The organism is Rhodococcus sp. NJ-530 (genome assembly GCF_003860625.1).
GTDB lineage: Bacteria > Actinomycetota > Actinomycetes > Mycobacteriales > Mycobacteriaceae > Rhodococcus_F > Rhodococcus_F qingshengii.
The window spans coordinates 1918385-1929669 of the sequence record NZ_CP034152.1 but is presented as its reverse complement, the minus strand read 5'-3'; the positions used below and the strand labels follow the sequence as shown (position 1 = coordinate 1929669).

General features: G+C 62.8%; 11 protein-coding genes. 3 read left to right on the top strand and 8 right to left on the bottom strand.

Annotation, left to right across the window (positions count from 1 at the left end; translation table 11 throughout):
- Window positions 1–174: 174 nt before the first annotated feature.
- Genes EHW12_RS09100 through EHW12_RS09070 form a run of 7 tightly spaced genes read right to left on the bottom strand, consistent with a single transcriptional unit; the run spans window position 175 to window position 7687 of the window.
- Window positions 175–780: a 3-oxoacid CoA-transferase subunit B gene (locus EHW12_RS09100; protein ID WP_178377296.1), complete on the bottom strand. Its 606-nt coding sequence runs from the start codon at window positions 778–780 to the stop codon at window positions 175–177.
- 41 nt (window positions 781–821) lie between these two features.
- Window positions 822–1577, bottom strand: coding sequence for a CoA transferase subunit A (locus EHW12_RS09095; RefSeq protein ID WP_125050517.1), 756 nt, complete (start codon window positions 1575–1577; stop codon window positions 822–824).
- Between the two features lie 3 nt (window positions 1578–1580).
- A complete protein-coding gene (locus tag EHW12_RS09090; RefSeq protein WP_003942031.1) occupies window positions 1581–2408 on the bottom strand; it encodes a CoA ester lyase in 828 nt (275 codons plus the stop codon).
- The gene (locus EHW12_RS09085; protein WP_003942078.1) at window positions 2405–2893 is read right to left on the bottom strand and encodes a MaoC family dehydratase; all 489 of its coding nucleotides are present in this window, start codon (window positions 2891–2893) and stop codon (window positions 2405–2407) included. The genes EHW12_RS09090 and EHW12_RS09085 overlap by 4 nt, the downstream gene beginning before the upstream one ends.
- Complete coding sequence (locus EHW12_RS09080) at window positions 2890–4053, bottom strand: acyl-CoA dehydrogenase family protein (RefSeq protein WP_007730190.1); 1164 nt, start codon at window positions 4051–4053, stop codon at window positions 2890–2892. Before EHW12_RS09080 ends, EHW12_RS09085 begins: the two co-directional genes overlap by 4 nt.
- A complete protein-coding gene (locus tag EHW12_RS09075; protein WP_064689568.1) occupies window positions 4053–6092 on the bottom strand; it encodes an acetyl/propionyl/methylcrotonyl-CoA carboxylase subunit alpha in 2040 nt (679 codons plus the stop codon). Before EHW12_RS09075 ends, EHW12_RS09080 begins: the two co-directional genes overlap by 1 nt.
- Window positions 6093–6097: 5 nt before the next feature.
- A complete protein-coding gene (locus tag EHW12_RS09070; protein ID WP_042453308.1) occupies window positions 6098–7687 on the bottom strand; it encodes a carboxyl transferase domain-containing protein in 1590 nt (529 codons plus the stop codon).
- A 98-nt stretch (window positions 7688–7785) separates the two neighbouring features.
- Here EHW12_RS09070 and EHW12_RS09065 point away from each other — a divergent pair, with 98 nt between their 5' ends.
- Entirely contained in the window at window positions 7786–8385 is a 600-nt protein-coding gene (locus EHW12_RS09065; RefSeq protein WP_003941968.1) for a TetR/AcrR family transcriptional regulator, read from the top strand.
- 48 nt (window positions 8386–8433) lie between these two features.
- Window positions 8434–9180: a GTP pyrophosphokinase family protein gene (locus EHW12_RS09060; RefSeq protein ID WP_024487832.1), complete on the top strand. Its 747-nt coding sequence runs from the start codon at window positions 8434–8436 to the stop codon at window positions 9178–9180.
- A 158-nt stretch (window positions 9181–9338) separates the two neighbouring features.
- On the opposite strand, the gene EHW12_RS09055 is transcribed toward EHW12_RS09060, so the two are convergent.
- The gene (locus tag EHW12_RS09055) at window positions 9339–9599 is read right to left on the bottom strand and encodes a GlsB/YeaQ/YmgE family stress response membrane protein (protein ID WP_003942027.1); all 261 of its coding nucleotides are present in this window, start codon (window positions 9597–9599) and stop codon (window positions 9339–9341) included.
- A 188-nt stretch (window positions 9600–9787) separates the two neighbouring features.
- On the opposite strand from EHW12_RS09055, the gene dctA reads away from it, so the two are divergent.
- Window positions 9788–11185 (top strand): C4-dicarboxylate transporter DctA, encoded by a 1398-nt coding sequence (gene dctA / locus EHW12_RS09050; RefSeq protein WP_125050516.1) that lies wholly within the window; start codon window positions 9788–9790, stop codon window positions 11183–11185.
- Window positions 11186–11285 lie beyond the last annotated feature (100 nt).

Sequence of the window (11285 nt, the reverse complement as noted above, 5' to 3'; positions counted from 1 at the left end):
ACCCCAACCCACATCAGTCACCTCGGACAATTTACAGGGCCGCCAGGTACTGGGTGTCTGAGCTCGAACAAGATTCGACAGTCGCTGATCGAGACTATCGGTACTCGCCGACAGACCGACGAAAGAACGCGCCGACCAGCGGTCGGCGCGTTCTTCGATTTACGGTACGAAGCTTCAGGAAAAGCCCACACCAGTCACACTCTTCAGGTGCTCGCTGCTGACCCCTGGAGCCAGCTCCACAAGCTGCAGCCCGTCCGCGGTGACGTCCAGCACTGCCAGGTCGGTGATGATCCGGTTGACGACGCTCTGACCGGTAAGCGGCAGCGTGCAGGCCTCGACGATCTTGGGATTGCCGTCGCGGTCGGTGTGCTCCATCACGACGATGACGCGGCGGGCTCCATGGACCAGGTCCATCGCCCCACCCATGCCCTTGACCATCTTGCCCGGCACCATCCAGTTGGCAAGGTCACCGGTCTTCGATACCTGCATCCCGCCGAGCACCGCGGTGTCGATGTGACCACCGCGGATCATCCCGAACGAGAGGGCCGAGTCGAAGAACGCGGCACCAGGATTGACGGTGACGGTTTCTTTACCGGCATTGATGAGGTCGGCATCGACCTGATCATCGGTCGGATACGGTCCGGTACCGAGGATGCCGTTCTCGCTGTGCAGGACCACTTTGACACCCTCGGGCAGGTAACTGGGGATCAGCGTCGGCAGGCCGATGCCGAGGTTGACGTACTCACCCGGCCGCATCTCGGCAGCAGCGCGAGCGGCCATCTCGTGGCGGGTCCAACCGATACGAGTTTCCTCTGCGCTGCTCACTTGGTACCTCCTGAGACGGTCCGCTTCTCGATCCGCTTCTCCTGTGGGCCTGTGTGCACGACCCGCGCGACGAACACACCAGGTAGGTGCACGTGTGCGGGGTCGATGTCGCCCGGCTCGACGAGGTTCTCCACCTGCGCGATGGTGATCCGGCCGGCCATGGCAGCAAGCGGGTTGAAGTTCATCGCCGTCTTGTTGAAGACGAGATTTCCTTCGGTGTCGCCGTAGTGCGCGTGCACGAGCGCGAAGTCAGCGGTGATCGCCTCTTCCAATACATACGTGCGGCCACCGAACACTGCCGTCGCCTTCGGTGGCGACGCCACGGCGATCGAACCGTCCGGGTTGTATCGCCACGGCAAGCCGCCCTCGGCGATCGGGGTGCCGACGCCGGCCGGAGTGTAGAACGCCGGGATGCCGGTACCGCCAGCTCGCAGCCGCTCGGCCAGCGTCCCCTGCGGCGTCAACTCCACTTCGAGCTCACCGGCGAGATACTGGCGCGCGAACTCCTTGTTCTCCCCCACGTACGACGCCGTCTCCCTGGCGATCCGGTGCGCGCCGAGCAGAATGCCGAGACCGTAGTCGTCGACACCGCAGTTGTTGGAGAACACCTCGAGATCGGTGGCGTCGCCGTCGGCGATCGCCGCGATCAGTGCGTCGGGAATACCGCACAGCCCGAAGCCGCCCACTGCGAGCCTGGATCCGCTCGCGATGTCGGCAACTGCCTCAGCTGCCGTATTCACGACTTTGCTCATCCGTTAGTTCTCCTTCTGCTGAAAGATTCCGGCTCGGTGAAGAAGCTTCTCGGCGTGACGGAGAACGGGAGCGTCGACCATCTTGCCCTCGAACGCGAACACACCACGTTCAGTAGACACCGCGGCAAGCACTCGTGTGGCCCAGTCGATCTCTTTTTCCGAAGGTGCGAAGGCCCCGCGGATGACCTCGACCTGACTCGGATGGATCGCAACCTTCACGTCGAAGCCGACTGCGACGGCATCAGCGGACTCGACGCCCAGGCCGACGAGGTCCTTGATGTCGAGGTACACGGAATCGACAGCCAACCGGCCGTAGCTCTTCGCGGCCAGGAGAGACGTCGATCGGACGTGCTTGGCAACGTCGCGGTACGAGCCGTTCGGGTGCCTGCTCGAATTACCGCCGAGACCGGCCACAAGATCCTCGGCTCCCCACATGACACCGATGGCGTTCGCAGCAAGCGCGATGTCGGCCACGGCGAGGGCTCCTCGCGGGGACTCGACGAGTGCAACCACGTCCGCCGGTGCGAGCGAGAGGACGTCCTCGGCCGATTCGCACTTGGACAGCATGAGACGCGAATAGTGTGTGCCGTCCAGCGCGATCAGATCGAGTTCGTGATCAGGTGTACCGACCGGATTGACGCGCACGACCGTCCGCTCCGGATCGAGAGGCGTGTCGATCAGGGCTGCACGTGCGGCTTCCTTGTCGGCCGGAGCCACACCGTCTTCGAGATCGAGGATCACGACGTCGGCAACAGCCGCGGCCTTCGCATAGCGCTCGGGACGATCCGCCGGGCAGAACAACCACGCCGGCCCCGGCGGTGTCCACGTCATGAGGACACCTCTGCCGGACGCAGTTGCACCAGTGTCTTGCGCGTGGCCAGTGCGACGACGTCACCGTGCTGGTTACGCCCGGTGTGCACGAGGGTCACGATGCCTTCACCTGGACGGCTCTTCGACTCGCGCTTGTCCGCGATGAGCGTCTCGGCATACAAGGTGTCGCCGTGAAAGAGCGGCTTCGGGAAGCTGATCTCGGAGAAACCGAGGTTCGCCACGATGGTGCCCTGCGTCAACTGCGCGACGGACAGGCCGACGATGGTCGACAGGGTAAACATCGAATTGACCAGCCGCACACCGAATTGAGTGTCCTCGCTGTACGCGGCATCGAGATGCAACGCCTGCGTGTTCATGGTCAAAGTCGTGAACAGGACGTTGTCAGCCTCGGTCACCGTCCGGCCTGGGCGATGCTCGTAGATCGCGCCGACCTCGAACTCCTCGAACCAGAGCCCGCGCTGAGTGATCTTCTTGGGGTTCGTCACAGCCCTGCCTCACGAGCGATGAGCATCAACTGCACCTCGGTCGTTCCCTCACCGATTTCGAGGATCTTGCTGTCACGGTAGTGGCGCGCGACGGCGTACTCGTTCATGAAGCCGTATCCGCCGTGGATCTGCGTGGCGTCACGGGCGTTGTCCATGGCAGCTTCGGAGGAAATCAGCTTGGCGATGGACGCCTGCTTCTTGAACGGCTTGCCCGACAACATGAGTGCGGCCGCGTCGTAGTACGCGGTACGTGCGACGTGGGCACGAGCCTCCATACGCGCGATCTTGAACGCGATGGCCTGGTTGTGTCCGATGGGGCGACCGAACGCCTCGCGCTCCTTGGCGTACTTGATCGACTCGTCGACGCAGCCCTGGGCGGCACCGACGCTCAACGCGGAGATGGCGATGCGGCCTTCGTCGAGGATGCGCAGGAAGTTCGCGTAGCCGCGGCCGCGCTCACCGAGCAGATTCTCTTCGGGGACACGAACATCGGCGAACGTGAGCGGATGGGTGTCGGATGCGTTCCAACCGACTTTGTTGTACGCCGGTTCGGCCGTGAAGCCGGGCGTCGTGGTCGGCACGAGGATCGTCGAGATCTCCTTCTTGCCGCCGTCCTTGACACCCGTGACCGCGGTGACCGTCACGAGCTTGGTGATGTCGGTGCCCGAGTTGGTGATGAACTGCTTGTTGCCGTTGATGATCCACTCACCGCTGTCGAACTTCGCGGTGGTCTTGGTGCCGCCGGCGTCGCTACCCGCACCGGGTTCGGTCAGGCCGAAGGCAGCCAACGACTTGCCGCTGGTGAGCTGCGGAAGCCACTCCTGCTTCTGTGCCTCGTTACCGAAACGGTAGATCGGCATGGCACCAAGGGACACACCAGCTTCGAGAGTGATCGCGACGCTCTGGTCGACCTTGCCCAGCTCTTCGAGCGCCAGGCAGAGTGCGAAGTAGTCGCCGCCCATTCCGCCGTACTCCTCGGGAAACGGCAGGCCGAACAGTCCCATGTCGGCCATCCCGGCCACTACCTCGTACGGGAAGGTGTGGTTGGCGTCGTGCTCGGCAGCAACCGGTGCCACTACGGTCTTCGCGAAATCCGCAACCGTCTTGGCGAGCTGCTGGTATTCGTCCGGAAGAGCTCCGGTGGCAAGGTAATCGGACATCAGGCGTCTTCCTTCTGCGTCGTGTTCTCGGTCTTTACTTCTGCAGTCTCTTCGTCCGTGACAGGTACCACGCGGGCCAGAACCTGATCCACCATCACCTGATCGCCCTGACGGACAAGCACTTCCACGATCCCGTCGATCGGGGACGTCAAGGAGTGCTCCATCTTCATGGCCTCGACCACGACGAGTGGTTGTCCCGCGCTCACTGCCGCGCCGTTCTCGACGTTGACTGCGATGACGGCACCGGGCATGGGGCTGGCGATTTCGGCGTCACCGGCATGCTTGTCCTCACCGCGAACGCTGACTTCGGCTACCTCGCGCACGTGCCAGGTTCCGCCGCCTGCCAGCCACAGACCGCCATCGGTCTGGGCGACGACAAACGTGCGTCGACGTCCGTCGATCACCACCGCCAGTTCGGATCCCGTCAGGGTCGCGCTGAATGCGCGAGGCTGTGAACCTTCGACCTCGACCTTTGCATCCGCGGGAACGCCGACGATCGCAACGTGCGCCGTTCGGGTGCCGGCGGAGAGCCTGATGCTGGTCGGAGCGGGAGTTCCGACGCGCCACCCACTCGGGACGTCCCAGGGATCAACGGATTCCGAAGTTGTCCACCGCGAGAGCCAGCGATACGCCGCGGCAGCAATGAGCACCTCGTCGGAGGCGTCGGCTGCGACAAAGTCTTCGACGCGACGATCGAGCAGACCGGTGTCGAGGTTGCCCGCGATCACATCCGGATCAGCGAGGAGGAACCGTGCGAATTCGATGTTGGTCACGACTCCGAGCACTGCGGTGTCACCGAGTGCGCGATCGAGCTTGCGCAGTGCGCCCGCGCGGTCGGGAGCGTGGGCGATGACCTTGCTGAGCATCGGGTCGTAGTCACTGCCGACGACGGTGCCCGCGAGCAGTCCGGAATCGACGCGCACGCCGGAACCTGACGGCTCGACCAGATCGACGACGCTGCCGCCGGTCGGCAGGAATCCACGGCCCGGATCCTCCGCGTACACACGAGCTTCGATGGCGTGCCCGGTCAGCGTGATGTCACTCTGGGAGAAGGCCAACTTCTCCCCTGCTGCCACACGGACCTGCCATTCGACCAGATCCAGTCCGGTCACCATTTCGGTGACGGGATGCTCGACCTGGAGGCGGGTGTTCATCTCCATGAAGAAGAACTCGTCCGGCTTGTCGGCGGAGACGATGAACTCCACGGTGCCGGCGCCGGTGTAATCGACGCTTCGAGCGGTGTTGCACGCTGCCGCGCCGATCCGGTCACGGGTCACCTGATCGAGCAGCGGCGAGGGAGCCTCTTCGATGACCTTCTGATGACGCCGCTGCAGGCTGCATTCGCGCTCACCGAGGTGAACGACGTTGCCGTGCTGGTCGGCGAGAACCTGGACCTCGATGTGCCGGGGCCGCAGGACGAATCGCTCGAGGAACAGGGTGTCGTCGCCGAACGACGACGCGGCCTCACGGCGGGCACTGCGAAGAGCCTCGGCCAGATTGGCCGGATCCTCGACCAGACGCATTCCCTTGCCGCCTCCGCCGGCCGAAGGCTTGACCAACACCGGGTAGCCGATGTCCTCGGCCGCTGCGATCAGTTCTTCGTCGGTCAGATTGGGGCGAGCGATACCCGGGACCACCGGTACGTCGAACGCGGCAACGGCGTTCTTCGCGGTGATCTTGTCACCCATCACCTCGATGGCGTGCTCGGAGGGGCCGAGGAAGGCGATTCCGGCAGCCGCACAGGCAGCCGAGAACGCCGAGTTCTCCGACAGGAAGCCGTAACCGGGGTGAATACCCTGAGCACCGGTGGACTTGGCAGCGTCGATGACCTTGTCGATGACGAGGTAGCTTTCACGCGCCGCGGCCGGTCCGATGTTGACGGCAGTGTCGGCCTCGCGGACGTGGCGAGCATTCGCGTCGGCGTCGCTGTAGACGGCGACGCTGCGAATTCCCAACTCACGCAACGTGCGGATCACGCGAACCGCGATCTCACCGCGGTTGGCCACGAGAACAGTATCGATAGTGCGCAACTCAGTCATTTCGCTCACATCCGGAAGACGCCGTAGGAGACCGGCTCGATCGGCGCGTTCGCGCACACCGAAAGGGCCAGGCCGAGAACAGTTCTGGTATCTGCGGGATCGATGACACCGTCATCCCACAGCCGCGCAGTGGAGTAGTACGGATTGCCCTGAGCCTCGTACTGCTCGCGGATCGGCGCCTTGAAGGATTCTTCGTCCTCGGCCGACCACGGATTACCCGCGCTGTCGAGCTGGTCACTACGAACCGTCGAGAGCACCGACGCGGCCTGCTCGCCGCCCATGACCGAGATGCGCGCGTTCGGCCACATCCACAGGAAGCGAGGTGAATACGCGCGTCCACACATGGAGTAGTTGCCGGCGCCGTACGAGCCGCCGATGACGACTGTCAGCTTGGGGACCCGTGCACACGCGACTGCCGTGACCATCTTGGCGCCGTGCTTGGCGATGCCGCCGGCCTCGTAGTCGCGTCCCACCATGAAGCCTGCGATGTTCTGCAGGAACAGCAGCGGCACACTGCGCTTGTCGCACAGTTCGATGAAATGTGCTCCCTTCATGGCGGATTCGCCGAAGAGCACGCCGTTGTTGGCAATGATGCCGACCGGGTGGCCCTCGATGTGGGCGAAACCGGTGACGAGCGTCTTGCCGTATTCAGCCTTGAACTCCTGGAACGCGCCACCGTCAACGAGCTTGGTGATGACCTCGTGCACGTCGTACGGAGTACGGGGATCAGTCGGAACGACGTCGTACAGCTCGCTCTGATCGGCGACGGGCGGAACCGTGGAGATGACGTCCCACGGGCGCTCGGAGCGGGGGCCGAGCGTGGCAATGATGTTGCGCACGATCCGAAGTGCGTCGCGGTCGTCCTCGGCCAGGTGGTCGGTGACGCCGGAAACCTTGGAGTGCAGGTCGCCGCCGCCGAGCTCTTCCGCCGTCACGATCTCGCCGGTGGCTGCCTTCACCAGCGGCGGGCCGCCGAGGAAGATGGTGCCCTGGTTGCGGACGATCACTGCTTCGTCGCTCATCGCGGGCACGTAGGCGCCGCCCGCGGTGCACGAACCGAGAACCGCGGCGATCTGGGGAATCCCCTTGGCGCTCATGGTCGCCTGGTTGTAGAAGATCCGGCCGAAGTGCTCACGGTCCGGGAAGACCTCGTCCTGGCGCGGCAGGAAGGCGCCGCCGGAGTCGACGAGGTAGATGCAGGGAAGGTTGTTCTGCAGCGCAACTTCCTGCGCGCGCAGGTGCTTCTTCACCGTCATCGGGTAGTAGGTGCCGCCCTTGACCGTCGCGTCGTTGGCAACGATGACGCACTCGCGACCCGACACACGGCCGATACCGGTGATGACGCCGGCGCCCGGGCACTCGTCGTCGTACAGGCCGTTGGCCGCCAGTGGGGACAGCTCGAGGAACGGGCTGCCCTGGTCGAGCAGCGAGTCGACGCGATCTCGCGGCAGCAACTTCCCTCTGCTCACGTGACGCTCGCGAGAGCGCTCGTTGCCACCCAGCGCTGCTTGCGCCAGTTTCTTCTTCAGTTCGTCCACCAGAACGGTGTGATCGGACCGGTAGCCCGATCCTTGCGTGATTCCACTGGGAGTCATCCCGCCGCCTTCGCCATGAGTTAATGCTCGATAACTGAAACTAGATTAACTATGATTAACTGAGTTGTCCAGAACACAAGCGAAGAAAGATCGAGAGAATGACCTCTGAGCAGGTAGCAGCTCCGACGCGACGCGATCAGATGAAGGCCGACCGTCGACGTCAGCTCTTGGACGCCGCCGCACGGTTGATCGCCGAACGCGGATTCGTGAGTGTGCGACTCGAAGACCTCGGCGCGGCCGTCGGCATCAGCGGCCCGGCCGTGTACCGGCACTTTCCGAACAAGGACGCCGTCCTCGTGGAACTTCTCGTCGGCATCAGCACGCGCCTGCACGAAGGCGGCTCTGCGGCAGCGGAGGCAGCGGACTCACCGAGCGCTGCTCTCGACGCACTGGTGGAGTTCCACCTCGACTTCGCGCTCGGCGAGCCGGACCTGATCCGCATCCAGGACCGCGACCTCGAAAGCCTGCCGGCCGACGCGCGTCGACAGGTACGCCAGACGCAGCGCAAGTACGTCGAGGTCTGGGTCGGGGTGCTCGAGCAACTCGATCCCCAACTCGATCAGGCGGACGCACGAATCAAAGCGCATGCCACCTTCGGTCTGATCAACTCGACCCCTCACAGCGCCAACCCCGCTTCGCCGGCACGCGCGCGTCGAGTCCTGCGGGATATGACGCTCGCCGCACTGCGCACCCACTGAAACCGGACACGGCACAATCGGTGGCAGACTGGTTACACCAGCTAACAGATGAGGGTGCCGAACGTGGAAGACAGCAGTGGGGTCAGCAGGGCCGATTTCGCCGAACTGCGGACCGAGTTCTCCCGCTTCATGATGTTGTACCAATTCGGAATCTCCGAACTGATGACCAAGGTGAACATCCTCAAGGACGAGTTCACTCACATCAATCAGTACAGCCCCATCGAACACGTCACGTCACGGGTCAAGTCACCGGACAGCATCCTGCGAAAGGCTCAACGCCTGAACGTCCCGCTGACGATCGACGACATCTCGAAGAACATCTTCGACATCGCTGGAGTACGTATCACCTGCAGCTTCATTTCCGACACGTACCGAATCGCCGAGATGCTCACCAGCCAGACGGACCTTCGGGTGATCGAGCGCGAGGACTACATCGCCGATCCGAAACCCAACGGCTACAAGAGCTTGCACTTGATCGTCGAGGTCCCGGTTTTCATGAGTGACCGCGTCAGGCACGTACCGATCGAACTTCAGATCCGCACGATCGCGATGGATTTCTGGGCGAGCCTCGAGCACAAGATCTACTACAAGTACAACCGCGAGGTTCCCGTCGAACTCCTCGACGAACTCACCGAGGCTGCAGCCGCGGCACACCGCCTCGACGTCAAGATGGAACGACTCAACGACGAGTTCGCGAAAATCAAAGCGCTGCCCCATCCTGATGACGAAATCCTCGAGCAGGATCTGCCGGCGCAGTTCCTCGAGGCGCTGCATCTTCAGCGACGGGCGCTCTGAATTCGGTCCCCCTCCCCTGAGCGAACGCGCCTTTCGGCGCATCTGAGGCGACGAAAGTGCCGTTCGCTCACAACTGGGGTCGGACAACTAAGGCAAACAAAAAGAAGTGCGCCCTCCCGAACTTCGGGAGGGCGCACTTCTCGAATTGGGTCGGCTTGCTATTTCTTGCCAGTGACGGCGCTGTAGCCGATCGAGAGCACGGCCGCCGCGGCGATGCTGATGATCCAGCGGATCCAGTCGATTCCGCCCGTGTCGCCCTTGTCCGAGATCGCTCCCCAGACCCAGTACCCGATAAGCGCTCCGGCGATACCCAGCACGACGGTCACGATCATGCCGTACTGCTGCTTACCTGGCAGTACGAGACGAGCCAGGATTCCGATGACTGCGCCGAAAATGATGGTTCCGATAATTTGCCCCATGACAGCCCCTCTCACACGTCGTGCATGCACGCGGACGGAAGATCACCGCTCAGGGAAACAATAACCACAGTCACACACAACTGTCGCTTGTTGACCGAATTGTTGTCCGAGATGCAACCTCGACGCGTTACATCCACGACATTCGCGAGTTATTTTTTCGCAATCAAGCGGACCTACCGTTCCCATCCATGCCAACTTCCGTAAAACTGCCGAACAGCGAGCTCGCGCGACTCGCCAACAAGCCGCCCTGGTACCGATCACTGTTCGTGCAATTGATCGCCGCTATCGTCATCGGTGTTCTCATCGGCTGGTTGTGGCCGGAATTCGGCGCGAACCTCAAGCCCCTCGCCGACGGATTCATCAAGCTGATCAAAATGCTGATCGCGCCGATCATCTTCTGCACCGTTGTGATCGGGATCGCCCACGTCGGGGATCTGAAGGCCGTGGGGCGTATCGGCGTCAAAGCACTCATCTACTTCGAGGTCGTGACCACCTTCGCCCTGTTGTTCGGGCTGCTCATCGGAAATCTGATGAAGCCGGGTGCGGGATTCGACATCGATCCGGAGACGCTGGCGAACGGTGCGGACGCCGTGGCCGCCAAGACCGGAAGTGGCGAACTTCCCCACACCGTCGAATTCCTGCTCAATATCATTCCGGTGTCGATAGTTTCGGCCTTCGCCGAGAACGCACTCCTCCAAGTCCTCTTCTTCGCCGTACTGTTCGGGCTCGCATTGGCCAAGGCGGGTGAGAGTGGACCACCGATCGTGTTCGAACTCGTCGATCGTCTGAGCCATCTGTTCTTCACGATCATCGGCTGGATCATGAAACTGGCGCCGTTGGGCGCTTTGGGCGCGATGGCGTACATCGTCGGTCAGTACGGGATCGCTTCGCTCGGAAGTTACGGAAAGCTGATCGCCGCATGCTATCTCGCCGCCGTCCTGTTCATCCTCATCCTGGCCGCGATAGTCAGGTACTTCGCGGGCGTGAACCTGTGGAAGTTCGTCAAGTACATCAAGGACGAACTCTTCCTCGCTTTGGGAACGGCGTCGACCGAAGTAGTTCTGCCCCGAATCATGGTCAAGCTCACCAACGCCGGATGCTCGCGCACTACAACAGGATTGGTGGTGCCTACCGGCTACTCGTTCAATCTCGACGGCGCGACGCTGTACCTGTCGATCTGCATGCTGTTTCTGGCTCAGGCACTCGGTGTGGACCTGACACTCGGTGAGCAGATCACTGCCGTCCTGGTACTGATGCTCACGTCCAAGGGAATGGCCGGCGTGCCGGGATCGTCATTCCTGGCGCTGTCGGCCACCGTGGCCGCAATCGGTCACGGCGCAATTCCCGTCGCCGCAGTCGCTCTCCTACTGGGCGCCGATCGAATCATGGATTCGATGCGGGTGTCGGTGAACCTGCTCGGGAACTGTGTCGCAACCTTCGTGGTCGCCAATTGGGAGGGGCAGCTCGACAAGGAGCGCATGCGCCGAGTGCTCGACGGAGAAGACGTTCCACCGCTCGAGGAAGTCGATCCGATCACCGGGAAAACTGTTCCGGCACCCGAAGCCGAGGGCGCCGTGCCCCGTTGAGGAGATGGTGACCACCGGCTGCGCGTCGGAATCGGTGCTGAAGGTTCGCGGGGACGTACTTGACCGGAATACTCAGACCAGCACGCCCGAACGCAAATAT

Coding starts and splice junctions, on each gene's coding strand:
- EHW12_RS09100 (WP_178377296.1), bottom strand. CDS start 780: ATGGCCGCTCGCGCTGCTGCCGAGATGCGGCCGGGTGAGTACGTCAAC.
- EHW12_RS09080 (WP_007730190.1), bottom strand. CDS start 4,053: ATGTCCGATTACCTTGCCACCGGAGCTCTTCCGGACGAATACCAGCAG.
- EHW12_RS09095 (WP_125050517.1), bottom strand. CDS start 1,577: ATGAGCAAAGTCGTGAATACGGCAGCTGAGGCAGTTGCCGACATCGCG.
- EHW12_RS09090 (WP_003942031.1), bottom strand. CDS start 2,408: ATGACGTGGACACCGCCGGGGCCGGCGTGGTTGTTCTGCCCGGCGGAT.
- EHW12_RS09065 (WP_003941968.1), top strand. CDS start 7,786: ATGACCTCTGAGCAGGTAGCAGCTCCGACGCGACGCGATCAGATGAAG.
- EHW12_RS09060 (WP_024487832.1), top strand. CDS start 8,434: ATGAGGGTGCCGAACGTGGAAGACAGCAGTGGGGTCAGCAGGGCCGAT.
- EHW12_RS09075 (WP_064689568.1), bottom strand. CDS start 6,092: ATGACTGAGTTGCGCACTATCGATACTGTTCTCGTGGCCAACCGCGGT.
- dctA (WP_125050516.1), top strand. CDS start 9,788: ATGCCAACTTCCGTAAAACTGCCGAACAGCGAGCTCGCGCGACTCGCC.
- EHW12_RS09070 (WP_042453308.1), bottom strand. CDS start 7,687: ATGACTCCCAGTGGAATCACGCAAGGATCGGGCTACCGGTCCGATCAC.
- EHW12_RS09055 (WP_003942027.1), bottom strand. CDS start 9,599: ATGGGGCAAATTATCGGAACCATCATTTTCGGCGCAGTCATCGGAATC.